At 69.6% G+C, this 24,001-nt stretch carries 23 protein-coding genes and 1 riboswitch; of the genes, 11 read left to right on the top strand and 12 right to left on the bottom strand.

Going from position 1 to position 24,001, the window contains the following annotated elements; translation table 11 throughout:
• Positions 1-14: 14 nt before the first annotated feature.
• A riboswitch (SAM riboswitch) is annotated at positions 15-154 on the bottom strand.
• Between the two features lie 139 nt (positions 155-293).
• A complete protein-coding gene (locus tag AB0O28_RS23380) occupies positions 294-845 on the bottom strand; it encodes an RNA polymerase sigma factor (RefSeq protein WP_363643441.1) in 552 nt (183 codons plus the stop codon).
• A gap of 103 nt (positions 846-948) precedes the next feature.
• On the opposite strand from AB0O28_RS23380, the gene AB0O28_RS23375 reads away from it, so the two are divergent.
• Both AB0O28_RS23375 and AB0O28_RS23370 read left to right on the top strand, forming a co-directional pair.
• Positions 949-2,373, top strand: a complete 1,425-nt coding sequence (locus tag AB0O28_RS23375; protein WP_363643439.1) for a trehalose-6-phosphate synthase — start codon at positions 949-951, stop codon at positions 2,371-2,373.
• 85 nt (positions 2,374-2,458) lie between these two features.
• Positions 2,459-3,628 carry an MFS transporter gene (locus tag AB0O28_RS23370; RefSeq protein ID WP_363643437.1) on the top strand — a complete coding sequence of 390 codons (1,170 nt, stop codon included), beginning with the start codon at positions 2,459-2,461 and terminating at the stop codon, positions 3,626-3,628.
• Positions 3,629-3,639: 11 nt separating this feature from the next.
• Here AB0O28_RS23370 and AB0O28_RS23365 read toward each other — a convergent pair whose 3' ends face one another.
• The 4 genes from AB0O28_RS23365 to AB0O28_RS23350 form a co-directional block, all read right to left on the bottom strand.
• The gene (locus AB0O28_RS23365; protein ID WP_363643435.1) at positions 3,640-4,239 is read right to left on the bottom strand and encodes a hypothetical protein; all 600 of its coding nucleotides are present in this window, start codon (positions 4,237-4,239) and stop codon (positions 3,640-3,642) included.
• Positions 4,240-4,331: 92 nt separating this feature from the next.
• The gene (locus AB0O28_RS23360) at positions 4,332-4,931 is read right to left on the bottom strand and encodes a hypothetical protein (protein WP_363643433.1); all 600 of its coding nucleotides are present in this window, start codon (positions 4,929-4,931) and stop codon (positions 4,332-4,334) included.
• A 10-nt stretch (positions 4,932-4,941) separates the two neighbouring features.
• Complete coding sequence (gene otsB / locus AB0O28_RS23355) at positions 4,942-5,763, bottom strand: trehalose-phosphatase (RefSeq protein ID WP_363643431.1); 822 nt, start codon at positions 5,761-5,763, stop codon at positions 4,942-4,944.
• Between the two features lie 80 nt (positions 5,764-5,843).
• On the bottom strand, positions 5,844-6,125 hold the full coding sequence (locus AB0O28_RS23350; RefSeq protein WP_363643429.1) for a DUF3263 domain-containing protein: 282 nt from the start codon (positions 6,123-6,125) through the stop codon (positions 5,844-5,846).
• 106 nt (positions 6,126-6,231) lie between these two features.
• Here AB0O28_RS23350 and AB0O28_RS23345 point away from each other — a divergent pair, with 106 nt between their 5' ends.
• Positions 6,232-7,038 carry an SAM-dependent chlorinase/fluorinase gene (locus AB0O28_RS23345; protein WP_363643427.1) on the top strand — a complete coding sequence of 269 codons (807 nt, stop codon included), beginning with the start codon at positions 6,232-6,234 and terminating at the stop codon, positions 7,036-7,038.
• Between the two features lie 13 nt (positions 7,039-7,051).
• On the opposite strand, the gene AB0O28_RS23340 is transcribed toward AB0O28_RS23345, so the two are convergent.
• The 5 genes from AB0O28_RS23340 to AB0O28_RS23320 form a co-directional block, all read right to left on the bottom strand.
• Positions 7,052-8,068 carry a dipeptide ABC transporter ATP-binding protein gene (locus tag AB0O28_RS23340; RefSeq protein ID WP_363643425.1) on the bottom strand — a complete coding sequence of 339 codons (1,017 nt, stop codon included), beginning with the start codon at positions 8,066-8,068 and terminating at the stop codon, positions 7,052-7,054.
• Complete coding sequence (locus AB0O28_RS23335; RefSeq protein WP_363643423.1) at positions 8,052-9,083, bottom strand: ABC transporter ATP-binding protein; 1,032 nt, start codon at positions 9,081-9,083, stop codon at positions 8,052-8,054. The genes AB0O28_RS23340 and AB0O28_RS23335 overlap by 17 nt, the downstream gene beginning before the upstream one ends.
• Positions 9,084-9,096: 13 nt before the next feature.
• On the bottom strand, positions 9,097-10,044 hold the full coding sequence (locus tag AB0O28_RS23330) for an ABC transporter permease (protein ID WP_363643421.1): 948 nt from the start codon (positions 10,042-10,044) through the stop codon (positions 9,097-9,099).
• The gene (locus AB0O28_RS23325; RefSeq protein WP_363643419.1) at positions 10,037-10,963 is read right to left on the bottom strand and encodes an ABC transporter permease; all 927 of its coding nucleotides are present in this window, start codon (positions 10,961-10,963) and stop codon (positions 10,037-10,039) included. The genes AB0O28_RS23330 and AB0O28_RS23325 overlap by 8 nt, the downstream gene beginning before the upstream one ends.
• A 187-nt stretch (positions 10,964-11,150) precedes the next feature.
• Entirely contained in the window at positions 11,151-12,836 is a 1,686-nt protein-coding gene (locus tag AB0O28_RS23320) for an ABC transporter substrate-binding protein (RefSeq protein WP_363643417.1), read from the bottom strand.
• Positions 12,837-13,228: 392 nt separating this feature from the next.
• Between AB0O28_RS23320 and AB0O28_RS23315 the strand changes: the two genes are divergently transcribed.
• From AB0O28_RS23315 to AB0O28_RS23300, 4 genes are all read left to right on the top strand, one after another.
• Complete coding sequence (locus AB0O28_RS23315; protein ID WP_363643415.1) at positions 13,229-14,134, top strand: ABC transporter permease; 906 nt, start codon at positions 13,229-13,231, stop codon at positions 14,132-14,134.
• 121 nt (positions 14,135-14,255) lie between these two features.
• Entirely contained in the window at positions 14,256-14,984 is a 729-nt protein-coding gene (locus tag AB0O28_RS23310) for an ABC transporter ATP-binding protein (RefSeq protein ID WP_363643783.1), read from the top strand.
• A gap of 19 nt (positions 14,985-15,003) precedes the next feature.
• Entirely contained in the window at positions 15,004-15,540 is a 537-nt protein-coding gene (locus AB0O28_RS23305; RefSeq protein ID WP_363643413.1) for a YbhB/YbcL family Raf kinase inhibitor-like protein, read from the top strand.
• Positions 15,541-15,601: 61 nt separating this feature from the next.
• Positions 15,602-15,772: a hypothetical protein gene (locus AB0O28_RS23300; protein ID WP_363643411.1), complete on the top strand. Its 171-nt coding sequence runs from the start codon at positions 15,602-15,604 to the stop codon at positions 15,770-15,772.
• A gap of 152 nt (positions 15,773-15,924) precedes the next feature.
• On the opposite strand, the gene AB0O28_RS23295 is transcribed toward AB0O28_RS23300, so the two are convergent.
• Positions 15,925-16,887: a hypothetical protein gene (locus tag AB0O28_RS23295; RefSeq protein WP_363643409.1), complete on the bottom strand. Its 963-nt coding sequence runs from the start codon at positions 16,885-16,887 to the stop codon at positions 15,925-15,927.
• A 389-nt stretch (positions 16,888-17,276) separates the two neighbouring features.
• Here AB0O28_RS23295 and AB0O28_RS23290 point away from each other — a divergent pair, with 389 nt between their 5' ends.
• From AB0O28_RS23290 to AB0O28_RS23275, 4 genes are all read left to right on the top strand, one after another.
• Positions 17,277-17,846, top strand: coding sequence for a DUF1707 domain-containing protein (locus AB0O28_RS23290; protein WP_363643407.1), 570 nt, complete (start codon positions 17,277-17,279; stop codon positions 17,844-17,846).
• Between the two features lie 17 nt (positions 17,847-17,863).
• Positions 17,864-18,892 carry a phosphate acyltransferase PlsX gene (gene plsX, locus AB0O28_RS23285; protein WP_363643405.1) on the top strand — a complete coding sequence of 343 codons (1,029 nt, stop codon included), beginning with the start codon at positions 17,864-17,866 and terminating at the stop codon, positions 18,890-18,892.
• Positions 18,893-18,943: 51 nt separating this feature from the next.
• A complete protein-coding gene (gene argS / locus AB0O28_RS23280) occupies positions 18,944-20,665 on the top strand; it encodes an arginine--tRNA ligase (RefSeq protein ID WP_363643403.1) in 1,722 nt (573 codons plus the stop codon).
• Positions 20,666-20,876: 211 nt separating this feature from the next.
• Positions 20,877-22,190 (top strand): hypothetical protein, encoded by a 1,314-nt coding sequence (locus tag AB0O28_RS23275; protein ID WP_363643781.1) that lies wholly within the window; start codon positions 20,877-20,879, stop codon positions 22,188-22,190.
• 249 nt (positions 22,191-22,439) lie between these two features.
• Here the strand turns inward: AB0O28_RS23275 and AB0O28_RS23270 are convergent, their stop codons facing one another.
• Entirely contained in the window at positions 22,440-22,823 is a 384-nt protein-coding gene (locus tag AB0O28_RS23270) for a cell division protein SepF (RefSeq protein ID WP_363643401.1), read from the bottom strand.
• Positions 22,824-24,001: the final 1,178 nt, after the last annotated feature.

The following is a 24,001-nucleotide window of genomic DNA, read 5'->3' as shown; positions in this document are numbered from 1 at the left end:
GAAGCGAGGCCTTTCCCTCATCTTCGCTCGCGACCACCCTGGCCGCGAGCCGGAATTGGCACCTGTCCCGGCCGGGCCTCGTGGGCACGAGTACGACACCGGGGAGGTTGCCGGGGCTTCGCAGGGCCGGTCCCTCCACCCCTCTGGATGAGCATGTTCAGTTGTGAGACCTTCGCGAGAAGGTCCGTGAAGCGCCGCACCGTGCGGGCGAATCGCGCCGATCGCGGCACTAGCACTGTACCCCGGCGTCCCCTGTGTCCGTTCCGTCGTCTCAAATCATGAGACGATTTGTATCAGCCGTACGCCTCGCCAAGAGCGGTCTGCACGTACTTGCGTGCCTGGTGGATACGGGATTTGACCGTCCCGAGGGGGATCTTCAGCTGGTCGGCGACCTCCGCGTAGTCGAGCTGGCAGATGTCGCGCAGCACGAGCGCCTGAGCGAGGTCGGGCCGCTCGGCCTCAAGCGCCTCCATCGCGTCGAGCAGGTCGAGCCGCGACCCGGCGATGACGCTCACCCTCCGAGGATCGGGCCGCTGCTCGGGCAGCTCCTCCGCCTGCTCCGACGAGCGCCGCTTGAGCGTGCGGTAGGTGGTCCTCGCGCAGTTCACGGTCACGATGTGCAGCCAGGTGCTGAACTTGGCCCGCCCCTCGAACCTCGCGATGTTGCGCGCCACGGCGAGCAGCGTGTCCTGCGCGGCCTCCTCGGCGTCCTGCCGATACGGTAGAAGCCGCTCACAGTGCCGCAACACGTCGGGCTCGATGCGCCGCAGCAGTTCACCGAGCGCGCGATGGTCCCCCTGGGCAGCCGATCGGGCCAGGTCCTCGGTCGTGTCGTCCAGTGCCATGCCGTATTCAGCCCTCCCGCGATCGGTTGACATCCTATTGACGGAGGTCGGCTTTTATTAATCTTCCGGCATGCGCGCCCGCTCTGATCGAGGGAACCCCAAGATGAGCAGCACCGTTCTGATCGCGTCCAACCGGGGCCCGGTGTCCTTCACGCTGTCGGACGACGGCGGCCTGACCATGCGCAGGGGCGGGGGCGGGCTCGTCTCCGGCCTGTCCGAGGTGGTCAGGGACACCGACGTCCTGTGGGTCTGCGCGGCGCTGTCGGACGGCGACCGGGGCGCGGTGCGCCAGGCGCCCGGCGGGCGGCTCGACCGGGCCTTCGAGACGGGGCCGATCCGCATGCTGGACATCCCGCCCGCGGTCTTCCACCGGGCCTACAACGCCGTGGCCAACTCGACCCTCTGGTTCGTCAACCACCTGCTTTACAACACGCCCTTCGCCCCCGAGTTCGGCACGCGCTTCCGCCGGGAGTGGGAGTCGTACCGCACGTACAACGGCGCCTTCGCGCTGGCCCTGGCCGAGGAGGCGGCGCACCGCGCGCGTGTCATGGTGCAGGACTACCACCTGACGCTGACCCCGGCGATGCTCCGCGTGGAGCGGCCCGACCTGCGCATCGCCCACTTCTCGCACACGCCCTGGGCGCCACCCGAGTACTTCGCGCTGCTGCCCGGGGACGTCATGGCGGAGGTGCTGACCGGCATCCTCGGCGCCGATCACGCCGGGTTCCTCACCGCGCGCTGGGCCCGCGCCTTCATGGACTGCTGTGAGACGCTGCTCGGGGCCCGGGTGGACCGCGACGCCCGTACGGTGACGTTCGACGGGCGCACCACCCGGATCGGCGTCCACGCGCTCGGGGTGAACGGCGAGACGCTGCGGGCGCGGGCGGCCGAGCCGGACGTCGAGTCGCACATGACCGCGATCAGGGACCACGTCGGCGACCGCAAGCTGATCGTGCGCATCGACCGCACCGAGCTGTCCAAGAACATCGTGCGCGGCCTGCGGGCCTATCAGGAGTTCCTCGCCGCCCACCCCGAGTGGCACGGCCGAGTCGTCCATCTCGCGTTCGCCTACCCCTCACGGCACGACCTGCCGGAGTACCGCGAGTACACGGCGGCCGTGCAGCGCTGCGCGAAGGAGATCGAGGACGAGTACGCCACCGAGGACTGGGATCCGCTGATCCTCAACGTGAACGACGACTACCCGCGCTCACTTGCCGCCTATCGGCTCGCCGACGTGCTGCTCGTCAACCCGATCAGGGACGGCATGAACCTGGTGGCCAAGGAGGGCCCGATCCTGTCGCCCCGGTGCGCGCTGGTGCTGTCCCGGGAGGCGGGCGCGGCGGCCGAGCTGGGGGCCGACTCGTTGCTGGTCAACCCCTACGACGTGTCCGGCACGGCGGCGGCGCTGCACGAGGCGCTGACGCTGCCGGAGCAGGAGCGGCTCACCCGCGGGCTGCGGCTGCGGGAGGCCGCGACCGCCCTGCCGCCCCAGCGTTGGTTCGAGGACCAGCTCGCCGCGCTGCGCTGAGCTCCACTCCCGCGCAGCGCCGGCCGCCGCACCGGATGACCGGCTCTCGTCCGCGGATGATCCGTTGCGCTACCCTTTCCTGGTTTTGGACCGCAACATAAAGGTCACCAGAGACAGTCCCACCTGGTTGATCTACCTCCAGCTCGCCACCTTCGCCACCTACCTGTACGGCCTGTCGGCCGCCCTGCCTCTCCTGCGCGCCGAGCTCGGCGTGTCCCAGGCCGTCGCCGGGCTGCACGGCACCGGGATGGCGCTCGGCGGCATCGCAGGCGGGCTGGCCCTGCCCACGCTGACCAGGCGGTTCGGACGCCGCGCCGTCACCTGGGCCGGCTTGACCGGGATGAACGCCGGGGTGCTCCTCGTCGCGTCCGGGCACGCGCTCCCCTTCACACTGGCCGGCTTCACGCTCGCCGGCGCCTGCGGTTCGACGGCGCTGTACGTCATGATGGCGGTGCTCAGCGACCACCACGGCCCTGCGGGGGCGGCGGTCATCAGCGAGGCCAACGCGGTCGCCGTCACCGCCGGAATCGCCACCACCTACGCGTTCAGTGTGGTGGCCGAGTCCCCGGCCGGCTGGCGGCCCGCGCTGTTCGTGCCGGTGGCCTCCACCCTCCTGGTGGCCCTGCTCATGGGCAGGGTCTGGGTGCCGCCGGTGCCCGCCCCGCCCCCGTCGTCCGCGGAGGCGGTGGGATCGGGCCGCAAAGTGCCGTACGGCTGGCGCTTCCACGTCGCGGGAGCGGTCCTGCTGTGCTGCGTAGCCCTCGAGTTCGCCTTCAACCTGTGGGCCGCCGAGCTGCTTTCCCAGCGGACCGGGCTGTCGCCCGGCGTGGCCGCGACCGGGCTGACCGCGATGCTGGCCGGCATGGCCGCCGGCCGGTTCGGCGGCGCCCGGCTGGCCCTGCGCTTCGCGCCGGGGTCGGTGCTGCTGGGCTCGCTCGGGGTGACCCTGGCGGGCTGGGCGCTGTTCTGGACCGGGATCTCGGCGCCGGTCTGCTACGCCGGGCTCGCGCTCAGCGGGCTCGGCATCTCGGTCCAGTTCCCGATGGGCCTCACGCGCGTGATCGAGGTGTCGGGAGGCCGGCCGGACCAGGCGTCGGGCACGGCCTCGATCTGGGCGGGCGTGGGCTCGGGCAGCGGGCCGTTCGTGCTCGGCGCGCTGGGCGACGGCTTCGGAACGCACACGGCGTTCCTGCTCGTGCCCGCCCTGATCGCGATGGCCGCGGGCGGAGTGGCCGCGTCCAGGACGCGTGCCTGAACTCCGGACCGTCAGCTCCAGGTCGCGTTCTTGAGGATCGCGCTCAGCTGCGGGTGGTCCCACTGGTCGAGGACCAGGACCTTCGACGTGGGCAGATACCACTCGCGCTGGTTGTAGTGCAGCTTCACCCGCCACTTCTTGTCGACGCAGGTCGCCGCCCACTTGTGGTAGTCCGCCCGGTGGCCTGCCCCGACCGGCCGCAGCCCCTTCTCGGCGAGCTTCCACTCGCCCTTGTACAGCTTGTAGCTCTTGGGGCAGATGCTGACGTCGGTCGCGGGGTCGTAGCCGTACTTCGACTTGTAGGACTGGAACGTGTGGCCCCCGATCTTGAGCGCCTTCGGGCCCAGCACCCAGAAGCTGTGGCACCCATAGTCGCGGAAACCGAAGTCCTCGGTGCCGTAGGTGGGGCACGAGCCGGTGATGACGCGCACCCAGTCCTTGTCGTCCTTGGCCACCTTCCACGACGTGGGGATCGTGAGGGTCAGGCCGCCCCGCAGGTGGACCTGCTTGGTGCCGCCGCTTTCGCTCGCGAACGCCGCAGCCGGAGCCGTCAGGGTGGCCGCCAGCACGGCCAGGCCGGCCGCCGCGGCCGAGATCGTCTTTCTGAACATGTCCGGCACACTAGACGCGGTCACTTGCGGACGACTTGCGGCCTAATAGCCAGACTTGGGAGCTGACAGACGAAGGGTCCCCAAACGCGGCGTCAGCTCCACGTGGCGTCCTTGAGTATCGCGCTCAGGCCCGGGGTCCTCCACTGGTCGATCACCAGGATCTTCGACGTCGGCAGGTACCACTCGCGCTGGTTGTAGTGCGCCTTCACCCTGTACGAGCTCATGGTCACGCAGGTCCCCGCCCAGTCGCGGTAGTACGCCTTGTGCCCCGGCCCGACCTGCCGCAGCCCCTTCGCGGCGAGCTTGCTCTGGCCGATGTAGAGGTTCTTCCCGACCGGGCAGGGCCCGACGTCGGTGGCCGGGTAGAACGGGCCGTCCGGCGTGTACTTCTGGAACAGCTCGTGGCCGACCTTGATGGCCTCGGGTCCCATGACCCAGAAGCTGTGGCACCCCGAGTCGCGGAAGCCGTACGTGTCCGTGCCCTTGGTCGGGCACGACCCGGTGATGACCCGCACCCAGTCCTTGCGACTGGCGTCGACCTTCCAGGACGACGGGATCCTGAGAGTCAGGCCCTCGCGCAGGTGCAGCGGCTTGGTGGCCGCGCTGTCGTTCGCGAACGCCGCCGCCGGAGCCGCCAGGGACGCCGCCAGCACGGCGAGTCCGGCCGCGGCGGCCGAGATCGTCTTCCTCATGCCCCGGAAACTACGCCCGGCCGCTTGCAGACGGCTTGCCGAGCCGTGCCACGAGGTCGCCGAGGAAGGCCACGACGCCGTCGGGACCGTCCACCACCACGTCGGCGCGCTCCGCCAGGGCGGTCACCTCCGTCGACCCGCTGCACACCCGTACGCCGGGGACGCCGGCCGACTCGACCGCGCCGAAGGCGGCGAGGTCCCCCAGGTCGTCGCCGACGAACATCACCGAGCGGGCGTTCCGCTCGGCGAGGAAGGCCGACAGGGCCTGCCCCTTGTCCATTCCGGCCGGCCGCAGCTCCAGCACCATGCGGCCGGGCTCGACCGCCAGCCCGGCCTCCTCGGCCAGTGCCGCGACCGGCCCGCGCAGCGCCTCCAGCGCCCCCGCGGGGTCGGCGCAGCGCCGGGTGTGCACGGCGACGGCCCGGTCCTTGTCCTCGATCCACACGCCGTCGAGGCCTCTCGCGAGCTCGGGCAGCCTGGCGCGGACGAGGTCGAGCCCCGGCGGCGGAGGCGGGGCCGTCAGGCGGCCGTCCTCCCAGCGCTCGAGTCCGTAATGACCGAGGATCACCAGGCCGGGCACGTCGGCGAGGGAGGGCCCGCCGGGGACCTCGCCGAGGGCCAGCGCCGTACGCGGCGGACGTCCCGTGACGATCACGACGGCGCGCACCAGCGGGGCGAGGGCGGCCAGCACGCCCGGCACGCCGGGATGCACCCGGGCGGTGGCGGGGTCGGGCACGATCGGGGAGAGCGTGCCGTCGTAGTCGAGCCCGATCACGGCGCCGGCCGGATCGGAGACGATCGCGTCGAGTCCTGCGTGCGCGGGCAGGGTCATGGCCTCACTCCGAAGGGGGTCAGTGCGTACGCCTCGACGGCCTCATGCCCGGAGGGCGGAATGCATGCATGCGAGGGGGACTATGAGTTGAGTCCGAAGCGGCGGGCCGAGCGATCACGCCGCCGGCCGGCCCTCATCCGGCGCAGCCGCTTGACGAGCATGGGGTCGTGCTCCAGCGCCTCGGGCCGGTCGATCAGCTCTCCGAGTAACTGGTAGTACCGGGTCGCGGAGATGCCGAAGGCCTCCCTGACCGCCTGTTCCTTGGCGCCCGCGTAACGCCACCACTTGCGCTCGAACGCGAGCATCTCGCGGTCGCGGTCCGAGAGGTCGGGCCCTTCGCCGCCGGCCGGTTCGGTGTCCATCGGCTCCTCCTCGATCGGCTCGCGGGCCCGTCCCATGGTAATGCCAAGCCCGGGAGACGAACCCGGGGTGTTCAGGCCGGGCGGCACGGACGTAATGTCACGTGGTGTGAGCTCTGTAATCACGCTTCTGACCGACTACGGGCTGGAGGACGGGTTCGTCGCCGCGTGCCACGGCGTGATCGCGGGGATCGCCCCGCAGGCTCGGATCATCGACGTGGGTCATCTCGTCCCCGCAGGGGACGTACGGCGCGGCGCGGCCATCCTCGCGCAGACCCTGCCCTACCTGCCTGCCGGCGTCCACCTCGCGGTCGTCGATCCGGCCGTGGGCGTGAACCGGCGCGCGGTCGCCGTGGAGGCGGGGGGACGGGTGTTCCTCGGCCCCGACAACGGCATCCTCTCGTGGGCCGTCCGCGCCGCGGGAGGCGCCGAGGCCGCCTACGAGATGACGAACAAGGACCTGTTCCTGGCCAGCGTCTCTCCGACCTTCCCGGGACGTGACCTGTTCGCCCCGGTGGCCGCCCACCTGTGCACGGGACGTGCGGTCGCCGACGTGGGGCCGCCGATGCCGGTGAACCGCCTGGTGACCCTGCCCGCGCCGACCTGCCGGTTGCGGGACGGCGCGGCCGAGGGCGAGGTGATGTCGGTGGACAGGCACGGCAACGTCCAGTTGTCGATCACCGCCTCCGACCTGGCCGAACTCGGCGTACGGCTCGGCGACACCCTCGCCGTGTGGCTCGGGCGCCGCCAGATCACCGTGCCGTTCCGGGAGACGTTCACCGCCGTCCCGCCGGGCGACCTGGTGGCGTTCGCCGACTCCGCCGGCCTGGTCGCGATGGCGATCAACGCCGGGGACGCCGCCGACCGCCTGGGCCTGCCCCCGGGCGCGCACGTGCGGCTGTCGCCCGGGCGCTGACCCGGCCGGGGTCCTACTGGGCGTTCACCACGTCGCGGACCTCCGCGAAGTGGCAGGCGCTGGGGTGGTCGCTGCCCTGGCGCGCCTGGAGCGCGGGCGCCTGCTCGGCGCAGATGTCCTGCGCCTTCCAGCACCGCGTGCGGAAGTGGCAGCCCGAGGGCGGGTTCGCCGGCGAGGGCGGGTCGCCCTGGAGGATGATCCGCTGGCGGGTCTCCCGGCCCTCCGGATTCGGCACCGGCACGGCCGACAGCAGCGCCTGCGTGTACGGGTGCGTCGGGGTGTCGTAGATCTCCGCGTCGGTGCCCAGCTCGACGATCTTGCCGAGGTACATCACCGCGACCCGGTCGGAGATGTGGCGGACCACCGACAGGTCGTGCGCGATGAAGATGTAGGCGAGGTCGAACTCGCTCTGCAGCCGCTCCAGCAGGTTCATGACCTGGGCCTGGATCGACACGTCGAGCGCGGAGACCGGCTCGTCGCAGATGATGATCTCGGGCTGGAGCGCCAGGCCGCGGGCGATGCCGATGCGTTGGCGCTGGCCGCCGGAGAACTGGTGCGGGTAGCGGTTGATGTGGTCGGGGTTGAGACCGACCACCTCCAGCAGCTCCTGCACGCGGCGCCGCCGGCCGCCCTTGGGCACGACGTCCGAGTGGATCTCGAACGGCTCCCCCACGATGTCGCCGACGGTCATCCGCGGGTTCAGCGAGGTGTAGGGGTCCTGCATCACCATCTGGATGTTGCGGCGCATCCGCTTGAGCTCGCCGCCCCTGGCCGTGGCGATGTCCCTGCCGTGGACGCGCACGGAGCCCGACGTGGGCCGCTCCAGCGCCATCAGCAGCTTGGCCAGGGTGGACTTGCCGCAGCCCGACTCGCCGACGATCCCGAGCGTCTCGCCCCGGTGCAGGTCGAAGGAGACCCCGTCGACGGCCTTGATCGCGCCGATCTGCCGCTTGACGACGATGCCCTGGGTGAGCGGGAAGTGCTTGACCAGGTCGCGGACCTCGAGGATCGACTCAGCGTTCGCCTTCATCGATGACCTCCCTCCAGTAGTGGCAGGCACTGCCGCGGGTGCCACTGATCGTGTACAGCGGCGGAACGTCGGTCACGCAGTTGTCCCGCCGGTACGGGCACCGCGGGTGGAAGGCGCAGCCCGTCGGCATCTCCAGCAGGTTGGGCGGCAGGCCCTTGATCGCGTAGAGCTCCTGCCCCTTGTGGTCCACCCGGGGGATGGACTCCAGCAGGCCCTTCGAGTAGGGGTGGGCCGGGTTCTTGTACAGCTCGTGGACCAGGGCGTTCTCGACGATGCGCCCGCCGTACATGACCGCGATCTTGTCCGCGACGTCGGCGACGACGCCGAGGTCGTGAGTGATCAGGATCAGGCCCATGTTGCTGTCGCGCTGCAGCTCCGCGAGCAGACCCATGATCTGCGCCTGGACGGTCACGTCGAGCGCGGTGGTCGGCTCGTCGGCGATCAGGATCTCCGGGTCGAGCGCGATCGCCATGGCGATCATGATGCGCTGCCGCATGCCGCCGGAGAACTGGTGCGGGAAATCGTTGACCCGTTCCCTGGCGGCCGGGATCCTGACCCGGTCCATCAGCTCGACGGCCTTCTTCCTGGCCTCGGCCCGGGAGGTGCCGCGGTGCATGCGGAACATCTCGGCGATCTGCCAGCCGACCGGGAAGACCGGGTTCAGCGCGGACAGCGCGTCCTGGAAGACCATGGAGATGCCCTCACCGCGGATCTTCCTGCGCTGGTCCTCCGGGAGCTTGAGCAGGTCGACGCCGCGGAAGCGGATCTCGCCCCCGGTCACCTTCCCCGGGGGCATGTCGAGGATGCCCATGATGGTCTGGGCGGTGACGCTCTTGCCCGAGCCCGACTCGCCCAGCACGGCGAGCGTCTCGCCGGCGTCCACGCTGTAGGTCACGCCGTTGACGGCCTTGGCCACGCCCGCCCGGGTGCGGAACTCGACGTGGAGGTTGTCGACCTCCAGCAGGGCCCCGCCGTGGGAGCCTCTGCCCATCTGCTCGGAAAGCACTTCCGTCACTCGCTGTGCCTCCTCATCGAAGCTTCGGGTCGAGGGCGTCGCGTACGGCTTCGCCGAGCATGACGAAGGTCAGCACGCACAGGGACAGGAACCCGGCCGGGAAGAACATGGCGTGCGGCCCGGTCCTGAGATAGTCCTTGTGGTCGGCGATCGCGATGCCCCAGGAGATGACCGGCGAGCGCAGGCCGATGCCGAGCAGCGACAACGTCGCCTCGGCGCCGATGAAGCTGCCGATGGTGATCGTGGCGTACACGAGGATCGGCGCCAGCGAGTTCGGCAGGAGGTGCCTGAAGATGATCCGCATCGGTCCGGCGCCGAGTGCCCTGGCGGCCTGCACGTAGTCCTGGTGCTTGGCCTGGATGACGGCCGAGCGGGCGATGCGCATCAGGATCGGCCAGCCCAGCAGGGCCAGCACGACGATCACGACCGTCATGATCGTGAACTTGCTGGGGTTCGACTGGGCCGGCGCGATGGTGCCGAGGATGATGATCGCGCCCAGCACGTACGGCAGGCCGAGGAACATCTCGCCGACGCGGGAGACGACGGCGTCGATCCAGCGCCCGAAGTAGGCCGCGAGCACGCCCGTCAGGCCGCCGAGCACGACGGTGGCCAGCGTGGCCAGCACGCCCACGATGATCGAGGTGCGGGCGCCGTAGATGGTCCTGGCCCACACGTCCCGGCCCTGCAGGTCGTAGCCGAACCAGGCCTCCGCGCTCGGCAGCTCCATGCTCTTGGAGAGCGTGGCGTACTCCGGGTCCTTGTGCGTGAACAGCGACGGGAAGGCCGCCATCAGGAGGAACAGGATCAGCAGCACGAGCGAGATCCAGAAGATCTTGCGCCGCTTCAGGATGTCCCACGTGTCGCGCCAGAGGCTGCGCTGGCTGTCCCGGACCGCGACCGGGCTCGCGGCCGGGTCGTCCGCTCCCTTGATCAGGTCTTGCGTCGCGGTCGGGTCACTCATAGCGGATCCTCGGGTCGAGCACGCCGTAGAGGAGGTCGACGAGCAGGTTGGCGATCAGGTACACGAGCACGAGCAGCGTGGCCACGGGGACCACGACCGTGTAGTCCTGGCGGTTGATGGCCGTCCACAGCAGTCCGCCGATGCCGTGGATGTTGAAGATGCCCTCGGTGATGATCGCGCCGGACATCAGCGAGCCGACCTCGGTGCCGAGGAACGTCAGCACCGGGATGAGCGAGTTGCGCAGCAGGTGGATGCCGACCACCCGCCGGTTGGTCAGGCCCTTGGCCACCGCGGTGCGCACGTAGTCGGACCGCAGATTCTCCACGATGCTGGTACGCGTCAGCCTGGAGGTGAACGCCATGTTGAGGCTGGCCAGCACCAGGGCCGGGACGATCAGCTGGACGACCGTCGCCTCGTCCGGCACGGTCGGCGTGATGATGCCGAGGCGCACGCCCAGCAGCCACTGCAGCAGGAAGCCGGTGACGAAGATGGGCAGCGACAGCAGGAACAGCGTGGAGATCGTCACCACGTTGTCGAGGAAGCCGCCGCGCTTGAGCCCGGACAGCACCCCGGCGCCGATCCCGATGACGGCCTCGAAAGCCACCGCCATCAGTGCGAGCCTGATGGTGATCGGCCAGGCGTCGCCGAGCTGGCTCGCCACCGAGACGCCGTTGAAGTCGGTGCCCATGTTGCCGGTGAGCAGGTTCTTCAGGAAGTTCCCGTACTGCAGCAGGATGGGCTGGTCCAGGCCGAACTGCTCGCGCATGGCTGTGACGTAGCTGTCCGGACAGGGCCGCTGGCCGCATCTACCCGCGAACGGATCGCCGGGGAGCTGCCAGACCATGTAGTTGATGATGAACGTCGTGCCCAGCACGACAGGCACGAGTTGCAGCAGGCGCCGGATCGCGTATCGGCCCATGCGCACCTCCGATCTGACGCTAAAGGTCGTACATGCGCCCCCCGCGGGTCAACACGGAGTTCGCAACGGACAGCCCTCGAGGCCGGCCCCGGTAGGGAACCGGCCTCGGGGGGTAAACGCGTACGAGCTGTCTCGGTCGCGCCTCTCGGATCTTCCGCCGACTACGGCGAGACCCGAGGGCCGCTCCCTACGCTTCCTTGATCGCGATCGACAGCGGGTCGAGCACGCCGAAGGGGGTGACCTTCACGCCGGTCACCCACTTGGAGGTGCCGGCCTGCAGACCGTACGACCACAGCGGAATCGCGGGCATGTCCTGCTGCAGCATAGCCTCCGCCTCCTGGTAGAGGGCGTTGGCCTGGGCGGGGTCGGCGGCGGTGTCGGCCTCGTGGAGCTTCTTGTCGAGCTCCTTGTTGCTGTAGAGACCGTCGTTGGAGGAGGCGCCGGTCTTGTACAGCGGGTTGAGGAAGTTCTCGACGTGGGGGTAGTCCATCTGCCAGCCGGTGCGGAACGCGCCCTTGATCTTGTGCTGGGTGATGGTGTCGCGCAGCTCGGCGAAGGTGGGCATGTCCTTGTGGACGAACTTCACGCCGGCGTCGGGGCCGAAGGCCTGGTTGATGCTGTTGACCGTGGCCTCGATCCAGTCCTTGTGGGTGCCGTCGGCGTTGGACCAGATCGGGAACTCGGCCGGCGGGGTGTAGCCCTCGGCCTTGGCCTTGGCGAGGTACTCCTTCGCCTTGGCGGGGTTGTAGGTGCACAGGTCGCCGCAGGCCCCGTCCTTGAAGCCCTCGACGATCGGGGAGACCCAGCCGTTGATGGGCACGCGGCCCTTGTTGAAGATCTTCTCGGTGATCGTCTTCCGGTCGATCGCGTACGACACGGCCTTGCGGAAGTCCGCGTTGCCGCCGAACTCCTTGTCGTACAGCGGGAAGGTGACCGTCTGGATGATCCCCTGCTGGCCGTCGATCGCGCGGTCGCCGAGGTCGCTCTTCCACTTGTCGCCGGCGAGGGCCGACGGCGGGATCAGCTCGGTGAAGTCGAGGTTGTTCGAGACCAGGTCCGCGTACGCCGCGTTGTCGTCCTTGTACATCTTGTAGACGATCTTCTTGACCTTGGGCTTCTCCGGCCCGGGGTAGTCGGGGTTCGCCTCGACGATGATCTGCGAGTTGTGGTCCCACTGGACGAACTTGAAGGGGCCGTTCGTCGTCGGCTTCTGCGCGAACGCCTTCGGGTCCTTGAAGAACGACTCCGGCAGCGGCGAGAACGCCACGTAGCCCAGCTTGGTGCGGAACACGGCGACGGGAGCGCTCAGCGTGACCTTGAAGGTGAGGTCGTCGACGACCTCCAAGCCTTCCAGCTTGTCGGTCTCCGGTTTGGGGGCCTCCTTCGGCCCGTCGGGGCCGTCGGGGTCGGCGGTGTTGACCTTGTCGTAGCCCACGATGTCGCCGAACCAGAAGCTGCCGAGCTGGGCGTTCGGCGAGTAGGCGGCGTAGTTCCAGGCGTCGACGTAGTTCTTCGCGGTGACCGGCGTGCCGTCGGTCCACTTCAGACCGGGCTTGAGCTTGATCGTCCACACCTTGTTGTCGGTGGTCTCGATCGACTCGGCCTGGTCGAGCTCGGGAGCGGCAGTGTCCGAGTTGTACTTCACGAGGCGGCTGTACACGAAGTCGTTGATCGTGCCACCGCAGGTCTCGTTGATGTTCCCCGGTGCGAAGCCCGTCTGGGGTTCACAGCCGCGGATGTAGACGGTTCCGGTGGCGGCCCGGGGGTTGTCCCCTCCGCCGCTACTGGAGCCGCCGCCCCCGCCGCACGCGGCGACGCCGAGCGCAAGCAGCGCGGTGCCGGTGGCGATCTTCGCGCCCTTAGTCACGCGCATAGTGGATTGGTCCTCCCTCTAAGGTTGGGCGTTCCCGCTGGTTAGCACCCGGTTTGCCGGGCTTGGTCAAACCAGCTGACGTCCTGCCAGTCGTCCGGAGCATCCCTCACCGGACGCACCAGAGGAGTCTCCGGCACGTTGCAGTTCGGTCACACGTGCGTCAGTTGGGCGTCACACACATTCCTGCGAGCTCAACCTTAAATGCCCAGCACGGCATCAAACTCCCCTTTAGAGTACATATACCGACAGACGGGAGGTCCTTTGGCCAATGGTGAGGGCGACACCCGCTCCCCTGTCCCCGGATCAGGATGTCCTGGGCTACCTTTGACCAGTCGCAGCCACGTTCGGTGCGACAGCCGTCCCACCGACCTCCATCCAATAGAGTCCATGCCATGAGCCAGCCGGAATCCGCGCTCGCGGAGGCCCAGGGTGGCGGCCGAGCCCCGGAGTCGCTGGCCGCGCTCGCCGAGCGTCACGGACTACGACGCGCCATCGCACGCCCCAGCATGCCCGCCTACCTACGCCAACTGTGGGACCGGCGGCACTTCATCCTCACGTACGCCACATCGCGCAACGTTTCGAAGTACTCCGAGTCGATGCTCGGCCAGCTGTGGCAGGTGCTGACCCCGCTGCTCAACGCCGCGGTCTACTGGCTGATGTTCGGCGTCATCCTCGGGCAGAGCAAGTCGATCGAGAACTACCCGGCGTTCCTCATCACCGGGGTCATGGTGTTCACCTTCACCCAGCGCACGGTGATCAGCGGCGCCAAGTCCATCTCGTCGAACCTGTCCCTCATCCGGGCGCTCCACTTCCCGCGGGCCTCGCTCCCCCTCGCGTACACCATGCAGGAGCTTCAGCAGCTCGGCTACTCCATGGCCGTGCTCGTCCTCCTGGTGCTCGTCACCCAGGAGCCGATCACCTGGCTCTGGCTGCTGATCCCCGTCACGCTGCTCATGCAGCTCGTCTTCAACGTCGGCATGGCCATGTTCATGGCCCGCCTCGGCGCCTTCATGCGGGACCTGAACCAGCTCATGCCGTTCATCACCCGCACCTGGCTGTACGCCTCCGGCGTCTTCTACGCGATCGACGACAAGACCAGGGAGCTGCCGGAACTCCTCAGATGGGTCCTGGAGTTCAACCCCGCGGCCGCGTACATCGAGTTCATGCGCGACCTGCTGATCTACCAGAGGTTTCCCGAGCGCTGGGCGTGGGTCACCTGCATATTCTGGGCAGTGTTCGCGCTGATCGTCGGCTTCTGGTACTTCTGGCGGGCCGAGGAGAGGTACGGCCGTGGCTGAACTGACCGAGGAGCTGTCGCAGGTGGCGCCCCAGCATTCCGAGACGCAGAACTCCGAGACGAAGAACTCCGAGACGCAGACCCCCCAGACGCGCAACCCCAAGGTCGGAACCCCGACCGTCATCGTCGACGACCTCCACATCGTCTACAAGGTGTACGGCGCCGCCAGCGAGTCCGAGAAGGGCAACGCCGCCAGCGCCCTCATGCGCATCCTGCGGCGGCAGGGCCGGCCGCAGATGAAGGAGGTCCACGCCGTCAAGGGCGTGAGCTTCGTCGCCCATCACGGCGACGCCATCGGCATCATCGGCCGCAACGGCTCGGGCAAGTCGACGCTGCTGCGCGCGATCGCCGGCCTCCTGCCCCCGCACAAGGGCGCCGTCTACACCAACGGCCAGCCGTCCCTCCTCGGCGTCAACGCGGCCCTCATGAAGGAGCTGACGGGCGAGCGCAACATCATCCTCGGCTGCTACGCGATGGGCATGACGCCGGCCCAGGTACGCGAGAAGTACGACGAGATCGTGGACTTCTCCGGCATCGGCGACTTCGTCCAGTTCCCCATGTCCACGTACTCGTCCGGCATGGGCGCCCGGCTGCGCTTCGCCATCTCCTCCGCCAAGACGCACGACGTGCTGCTCATCGACGAGGCCCTCGCCACCGGTGACCGCGAGTTCAAGAAGAAGAGCCAGCAGCGCATCAAGCAGATGCGCGAGTCCGCCGGCACGGTCTTCCTGGTCGCCCACAACCTCGATGTGATCGAGGAGACGTGCAACCGGGTGATCTGGTTGCACAAGGGGAAGATCAGAATGGAAGGCGACCCCCAGGAGGTCCTGGAGGCGTACAACAAAGCCTGAGAGAAACGGAGGGGCGAACGTGCCGACGCCGCCACCGATCCCGTATGACCATCTGCCCGAGGTGCCCGCGCTGACCGTCGAGAGCGACGACGTGCGCGACGGCGAGCGGCTCCCCGAGGCCCACGTGTTCGACGACTGGGGCATGAGCGGGCAGAACGTCTCCCCGCACCTGCGCTGGTCGGGCGCTCCCGAGGGCACCAGGAGCTACGCGGTCACCTGCTTCGACCCGGACGCGCCCACGGGCAGCGGCTTCTGGCACTGGGTGCTGTACGACATCCCGGCCGGCGTCACCGAACTGCCGGCCGGCGCGGGCAACGGCCCCGACTTCAAGGGGCTGCCCGAAGGCGCCAAGCACGCGCGCAACGACTTCACCACCAAGGAGTACGGCGGAGCGGCGCCGCCGCCCGGGCACCCGCACCGCTACCTGTTCGCCGTGCACGCCCTGGGCACGGACTCCCTGGGCGTCGACACCGACACGCCGCCGGCCGTGGTCGGCTTCAACATCACGGCCAACACGCTCGCCCGCGGCTATATCGCACCTGTGTACGAAACCTGATGCGGGAGGGCCGCTTGTTCCACTATGATTCGAACGGAGATTCGACATAGGGGAGGGTCGGATGAGCGACCTGGCGACGGCGATCGACAATCTGGCCGCCGAGGATCCCTCGGAGCTTCCCGTTGGGCTGATCACCGAGCAGCTCCTCGAGCTGCACTGGCAGATGGCCCGTCTGCAGGCCCAGATCGCCAGGCGCACCCACCTGCGCGCGAGCTTCGGCTCACCGAACTAGGCAGGTCGTGTCCGACCCCCCGGCGCCCTGCCGCGGGCGGCCCGGGCACGACGCCGGACGGCCGGCGCCCCTGAGGGGCGCCGGCCGCTTCCGTTGTCGACGTCGTCCCTCGGCATGCCGCCTCAACGGCGACGAGGGCCCTCAGCCGCGGATCAGTTGCCGTACCCGCCCTGCCGGGCGGTCGGTGCGAAGCCGGCCACGGTGCCCGGGGCGGACGAGGCCGCGCTCGACGCCGAGGCGTCGGCCGTGGCAGCCGCGGAGGTGGCGAGGTCGGCCGCCGCTCCCGTCGCCGCTGCCGCTCCCTGCGCCGGGACGTCCGTGGTGCTGTTGACGGTCCTGGTGGTCGCGTAGGCGTTGGCGTCGGCCCGGGCGGCGGCCTCGGCGGCCGTCGCCGAGGTGCTGCTCATGACGCCGTCCGCCGGAGTGTCGCACGGCACCAGCGCCAGCAGGCCGCCCGCGCTGCCGGCGGTCGCCGCGACGGCGCCCTTGACGTTGAGCAGCGCGTGGAGCCTCGCGGTGACGTTGAGCCCGGCGCGTACCGCGGCGCCCGCGGTGGCGACGGCCGCCGCGGAGGCGTCCACGGCGGCGGCGGTCTGGCCGGAAGCGGCGACGACCGGCTTGCCGACCTGGGCCGCGACGGCCGCGGCGGCGTTCGCCTTGGCGGCGACGGTGGCGTTGACGTTGGCGTGGACGTCCGCGATCGCGACCAGGGCGGCCGTCAGGTGGGCCTCCAGCCTGGCGACGACGTTGGCGTCGACGGTGACGGCGGCGTCGGCCACGATGTCGGCCGCGATGTCGGCCGCGGCGTTGATCTGCGCGTTCACCTCGGCCGACAGATTGGCCGTCACGGTGCCGCAGAGCTTCGCGACGGCGTCGAGGTCGGCCCTGATGTCAGCGGTCAGGTTCACCGCCACCTCGGCGGCCGCGTCGGCCTGCGCGGCGACCCCGCTGGTCGCCCCGCCGACGGCCGTGCCCTGCAGATCGGCCAGAAGCCTCGCCAGCGACGCGACCCGATGCTCGGTGCACCTGTCAGCGCACACGGCGTCGGCCTGCGCGGGCGCGGCGAGCATGCCGGCGATGCCGATCGTGACGGCGACGACGGCTGTCCTAACCACTCGTTTCATTGACTTGCCCCCGGTTCATATTCCTTTTCACGAGAGTGGGAATGACGAACCCAAGAACCCCCGTGCGTCGGCGAGGCACGCCGACAAAGACGTCGGCATTTCTATCACTGCCGATCACGGCGGACGGCCCTGCCGACCAGGGGATCCGTACGCGGCGCCCCGCCGGGAAAGTCGGTATATCGAGCATCGGAGGACCACTTCGCGGTCACCCCAATCCCGCCTTCGGAGCAAGCGACGGTAAACGCGCCTCCCAGGCTCGGCGGCAGATCTTTCCGCTCACTTTTAGCGACGCGCCGACGAGTGGCGTGACACGGACCGCCCGGGCCCGATCACGAACCCGCCCTATCGCGACATATCTCGATAAGAGCTACGCTGGCGATGTGACCTCACTCACCCCGTACGCGGGCGACGACCCCGCACAGCGTGCTTCGGACGCCGACCGCGACCGGGTCGCGGCCGTTCTCGGCGAAGCGCTCGCCACCGGCCGCCTGACGAGCGTCGAGCACGCCGACCGGCTCGACGCCGCCTACAGCGCCCTGACCGTCGGCGACCTCGCCCCCCTGGTCGGAGACCTCCCCGACGCGGCACGTCCACAGACCACGCTCTCCACCGAGCACCACCGGGTCTCCGCGGTGTTCAGCAAGATCATACGACGTGGGCGCTGGGTCGCCGGGCGGCACACCGAGCTCAGCTCGGTCTTCGGCGCGCTGATCGTGGACCTCAGCGACGCGGTCCTGCCCGGCCGCGAGGTGACGCTGGAGCTGAACTCCTTCTGCGGCAAGCTCATCGTCACCGTGCCGGCCAACGCCCGGGTGGTCGACGAGGGCAGCGCGGTCTTCTCGAAACGCTCGGTGACCGGCGGGGACGGCGACGGCGACGGCCCGCTGATCCGCGTCACCGGCAACGCGCGCTTCGGCAAGATCGTGGTCTACCGCGGGACGCGTCACTGACGGCCTACGATGCGGCCATGCAGCCCGCCGGCCGTGCGCTGCCCGTGGCCCTCGACGCCATGGGCGGCGACAACGCGCCCGTAGAGATCGTCGCGGGAGCCGTACAGGCCGTGCGGGAGCGGGGCGTGCCCGTCGTGCTCGTCGGCCAGCCCCGCCTGCTTCACCAGGAGCTGGCCGAGCACGACGCGGTCGCCGAGATCCCCATCGTCCGCGCCGAGGAGGCGCTGGCGATGGACGAGGGCGCGCTGGCGAGCCTGAGACGGCCCCGTTCCAGCATCGCCGTCGCCTGCCACCTCGTCCGGCGCGGCGACGCCTGCGCGGTCGTGTCCGCGGGGTCGACGGCGGGCGTCGTCGCCACCGGCCGGCTCCGCCTGCGGGCCCAGCAGGGCGTCGTACGCCCCGCGATCGCGGTCGGCCTGCCGACCCTGCCCCAGCCGACCGTGCTGCTCGACGCGGGCGCCACCGCCGACGCCAAGCCGGAAATGCTGGTGCAGTTCGCCCATCTCGGCGTGGCGTACGCCGAGACCGCGCTCGGCCTCCGGCGTCCCCGCGTCGGCCTGCTCACGATCGGCGCCGAGGCCGAGAAGGGCAACAAGCTCGCCAAACGGGCTCACGAACTGCTCGTCGCCACGCCCGGCATCGACTTCACCGGCAACATCGAGGGGCACGACCTGCTCACCCGGAAGGTCGACGTGGTCGTCACCGACGGGTTCACCGGCAACGTCGCGCTCAAGACCGTGGAGGGCACGGTGCGGTACGCCTTCGACCAGCTCAGGGAGACGATCGCGGAAAGCCGGGTGGCCAGGCTCGGCGGGATGCTGCAGCGGGCCCGGCTCCGGGAGCTGGCCGGCCGGCTCGACCCCGAGGCGCACGGCGGCGCCGTACTGCTCGGCCTCAACGGAACGGTGGTGATCGCACACGGCTCGTCACGGGCGCGCGGCGTGGCCGCCGCATGCGAGCTCGCGGCCCGCCTGTCGGCCCAGGGCATCGTCGCCAGGATCGGCGAGCGGATCGCCTCCACCAACAAGTCGCACCGTCGCCGGTGACCACCGCATATGGGAAGGCGGCCGGAAGTCCCGCGCCGATAAGCTTGGCGCATGACCGACCCGCAGCTCGTGCTCACCGGACGGGTCCAGCAGGCGCTGGGTTCCGCCTTCGGTCCGGAGCACGCCACCGAAGATCCGCTGATCAGGCCCTCTCAGTTCGCCGACTACCAGGCGAACGTCGCGCTCAGCCTGGCGAAGCGGCTCCGACGTGCCCCGCGGGAGGTCGCCCAGGCCATCGCCGACCACCTCGACACCACCGACGTGAGCGTGGAGGTCAGCGGTCCCGGCTTCCTCAACCTGACGCTGCGCGACGGCTGGATCGCCGAGCAGGCCGGGCAGCGGCTGCTCGACGAGCGCCTCGGCGTGCCGCAGCCGGCTCCGCAGACCGTGATCATCGACTACTCGGCGCCGAACGCCGCCAAGGAGATGCACGTCGGTCACCTGCGCACCACGATCGTCGGCGACACCCTCGCGCGTACCCACGAGCACCTGGGCAACCAGGTGATCCGGCAGAACCACCTCGGCGACTGGGGCACGCCCTTCGGCATGCTGATCGAGCACCTGCTCGACGTCGGCGAGGAGGAGGCGCTGGGCCGGCTGGCCGCCGGTGACGGCAACGCCTTCTACCAGGAGGCGCGGCACAAGTTCGACACCGACAAGGAGTTCGAGGAACGCTCCCGCCGGAGAGTGCCGCTGCTGCAGGGCGGCGACCCGCCCACCCTGCGCCTGTGGCACGAGTTCATCGAATACACCAAGCGCTACTTCAACAAGGTGTACCGGACGCTCGGTGTCACTCTCACCGACGACGACATCGCGGGCGAGAGCATGTACAACCCCATGCTCGCCGACGTCTGCGACGAGCTGGAGCGCACGGGTGTGGCCGAGATCAGCGAGGGCGCGCTGTGCGTGTTCCCGCCCGGCTTCACGGGCCGCGACGACCAGCCGCTGCCGCTCATCGTGCGCAAGAGCGACGGCGGGTACGGCTACGCCACGACCGACCTCGCCGCGATCCGCTATCGGGTGCGCGACCTGAAGGCCGACCGGATCATGTACGTCGTGGGCGCCACCCAGTCGCTTCACTTCCAGATGGTCTTCGCCGCGGCGCGGATGGCCGGTTGGCTGCACGACGACGTCAAGGCGGAGCACGTCCAGATCGGCAGCGTGCTCGGCAGCGACGGCAAGATGTTCAAGACCCGCAGCGGTGCCTCGGTCAAACTCACCGAACTGCTGGACGAGGCCGTCGTCCGGGCCGAGGCCGTGATCGCCGACCGCGGATACGACCCGGAGGCCCGCCGGCAGATCGCGCGCCAGGTCGGCATGGGCGCCGTCAAGTACGCCGACCTGTCGGTCAGCCACGACAGCGAGTACGTGTTCGACTTCGATCGCATGCTCGCCCTCACCGGCAACACCGGGCCGTACCTCCAGTACGCCACCGCGCGCATCCGGTCGATCTTCCGCAACGGCGGGATCGAGCCGGAGTCGGCCACCGGCCCGATCGTCCTGGGCCACCCGGCCGAGCGGGCGCTCGCGCTGCAGTTGCTCGGCTTCGGCTCGGTCGTCGCCGCCGTCGCCCAGCTTTCCGAGCCCCACCGGCTGTGCAACTACCTGTTCGACGTGGCCCAGGCGTTCACGTCGTTCTACGAGAGCTGCCCCGTCCTGAAGGCCGAGGAGGAGTCCGTACGGCAGTCGCGTCTGGCTCTGTCCGCGCTCACCCTGCGCGTACTGCTGCGCGGCCTCGACCTGCTCGGCATCGAAGTCCCCGAGCGGATGTGAGCGGGGTGCCGCACTCCGGCGAAGACCGCGACGGGGACGACATCCCCCGACGGTCAGGGCCGGCCGCCCGCTCCAGGGCCGCCCGGCCCCACGGTTCCCCCCGGTCAGGCGCGTCCACGGCGCGCCTCGTCCATGTCTGTCGCACCAAGCGTCTAGTCTGGCGCGGTCAAGGGAGTGCCAGCCGACCCCTCGGGGAGCGTTCCGCGTGAGCATGGACCTGACCACGAGTCCGGACCCTGGAAACCTGGCCGAGGCCACGGAGCTGCACCGCTACGCCGAGGCGCTGATCGTCAGCCTGGCGGCCGACGGGACCACACCCGACCTGCCGCCGGGGATCACCGACGTCCCCGGCTACTGGCTGGGGCCCGCCGTCGAGGCCCTCGTCCTCATCATGTCCGGCAAGGACGCCCTGGAGCCGCTGGCTCTGGCCAACCAGCTGGACGAGCGGCGCACCGCCGTGTTCCTGTGCCTGGCCCTCGCCGTTTGCGGCCATGGCGACCGGATCCACGCCTCCTGGCTGGGCACCGCCTTCGGCGACCTGTCCGAGGAGCACCCGGTGGCCCCCGGCCAGCGGGCGCTGTGGCTCGCCGCCGCCCGCGGAGCCTACGGACCGGTCGGCAAGATCTTCGTACTGCGCAAGCTGGACGCGGTGAACGTGCCGGCCGATGACGACCGATGGCTGAAGGCCCTCGTGCCCGGTCTGCCGGAAACATCCGTGCCCGCCTCCCTCGAGGGGTTTCCCGAGCTGGCGAAGGTCTCCGAGATCGAGCGGTCACTGAGGGCGTCGGTCACCCTGCGCCGCCTGCGCGAGCGCTGCGTCGAGATCACCTCTACGCGGCAGGCAGGCGAGGTCACCAAGGTCGTGCGCGGCACCGTGTGGGCCGAGGACGAGCCGCTGGCCGTGCTCCGCGCCCTCGCAGGCCAGGGCGGGCAGGAGGGGCCGCTGAGCTCGCTCACCGGGCATCTGCTGCAGGACCTGCGTCCCGACGCCGACCCCCATATGGCGGCGCTCGCCCTGCACGTGGCGGCGCCTGCGATTCGGACCGCGGCCGAGTCCCTCGTCGAGGTGGTGCGCGAACCGCCGCCCGACACCCTGGACGTGCCGATCCTCGGCTATCCGATCAAACTCCGGCCCGAGGGCCCCGACCAGGAGTCGATGGCGGCGGCCGAGCAGCTGCTCGTGACCGAGAGCGTGCCGAAGCGTGCCCGGCCCTGGCCCGGATACGTCCTTCTGGTCCTCGCCGTCGCCGTCATCGCCGCCGGGCTCGTGGTCTCGCTGCCGCTCGTCCTCGTCGGCCTGATGGTCGCCGCCGCGGGCGGGCACGTGCTGTGGCGGCACCGCGTCCGGGAACATTCGGACGTCCGGTACGTCCAGACACGGGCCGGCAAGCTCGCCGACCTCGCCGACAAGGCCGTCTGGGCCCTCCACGAGTACGCCAGGGAATCCGAGGATCGCGCCTCCACCGCCGCCAGGGACCTGGCGGAGGTGTCCACACTCCTGCGCCGAGGCCCGCGGGCTGCGTAGGCAGGACCGGCGGACTGCGCAGGCAGGACCGGCGGGCTGCGCAGGTAGCCCAGGGAGAACCGGCGGGGTTGCGCAGGGAGGACCGGCTGGCTGCGTGCCAGAGCCGGCGCGTTGCGTCGGCAGGATCACGAGCGCCCAGACGACAGGCGCGTGCGCCGACGCGTCGGGCGCCTCGAACGGTTGTGCCCGCCGACCGGAAGGGCGGCGGGCACACGGCTCAGATAGGGACGAGGACTCGGACGGGTCGGCTCAGGCGCTGGAGACCTCCACCGTCGCCGGAGTGATCAGGAAGACCTTGTCCGCGATCCGCTCGATACGTCCCTCACAGCCGTAGGCCAAGCCCGCGGCGAAGTCCACCATTCGTGTGGCCTCCGCGGTCGACATGCTCGCCACGTCCATGACCACAGTATGGCCCTCGCGGAAGTGCCGGCCGATCGTCAGGGCGTCGTCATACTTCTGCGGGCGGATCATGACAATCCGGGCCGGGTCGGCGTTGGGGTGCCAGCGCTTGGCAGCACGCTCGGCCGCCGGCATCCAGTCGTCCTCGTACTCGTCCTCGACGTAGGTCTCGTCGTCGTACTGCTCTGCCCCACCCAGGCCAAGGTAGCTCGCCACCTTGCGCACAGCCCCCATCGGTTCGTCCTTTTCCGGCTTGTCCTTTTCCGGGCTCGTCCCGACACACGGGACCCTCATCGACGATTCAGCGAACCCCCGCCGACGCGCTCGGCCGTTTTGATGTTGTTGGCTGGATAATGCGGAGGCCGGGCACGTAAGTCTTCATCGTCAATTCCGTCAGCCCTTCCAGGGTAACTCGCAAACCCGTCTACCCCATGGAACCCTTCGCAAACATTTCTCACAGTCGTCTCGATCGACGGCACGCCTTCAGTAGATCACAACGGGCGCCGCCGATCACGGGTTCCCAAATCGGGATCTTGCTGGTAGAGGCCTCGATCGTCCAGGCACGAGGGGGTGTCGGTAAGCGCGATTCCCGGACGCGCCAAACAAGATCGAATTTGGCCGCGGGGACATCTCGAAATGCGGTTTCGAAAAAAGGTTCGATAGTGTTGGAGTTGTTGATCACCATGCTCACAACGACCCTCCGCACAGTTCTCCCATGGTCTCCCGCCGGAACGGAACCGCACTGCGCCACGAATAGAGAGGCGCGCCAGAGAAATCCCTTTCCATCCTCGGGTCAACCAGGGTCTGCCATCGTGCTCTCGTCCCCGCGGCCGCGGGCGGTGATGGTGGCCGATCTCGTCGGCCACCATCACCAGGCCCCTGCCGGAACCCCTGGGACTGCCGAGACGCTGCCACCACCACACAATTAGATGCACGGCGAGGCTGAGAGGTTCTGAGGCGGCCGATATTTCTCGGCAGCCCTCGGGGACAATCACATACGGCGACGCGCCTCACAGGCCGACACGGCCGCGATCAGGTGCGGTCCCGGCGATCAGGTGCGGCCCCGGGCAGGGTGCGGGACATCACGAAGTGTCTCTCGGCGCAATGCCCTCGCAGGGGATCTCAGAGCCGCCCCTGCAATGCCCCCGCCGGTTCTTTGAGCCGCCCTGCACCGGAGTGCGCGCTGCCTGGTGAGACGGGTTTCCCCGTGGAGTGGTTGAGGCGTCACTGCGTCGGAGTGCGGAATCCCGCGGAGACGTGTACCTGCATGGAGTGGTTGAGCAGAGCGGTTGAGCAGAGGGCCTGAGGCGTCACTGCTGCGTCGGAGTGCGGAATCCCGCGGAGACGTGTACCTGCATGGAGTGGTTGAGCAGAGCGGTTGAGCAGAGGGCCTGAGGCGTCACTGCTGCGTC

It is taken from the genome of Microbispora sp. NPDC088329 (genome assembly GCF_040685655.1).
In the GTDB taxonomy this organism is placed as follows: Bacteria; Actinomycetota; Actinomycetes; order Streptosporangiales; family Streptosporangiaceae; genus Microbispora.
This window is presented reverse-complemented; position numbering and strand designations above follow the sequence as displayed.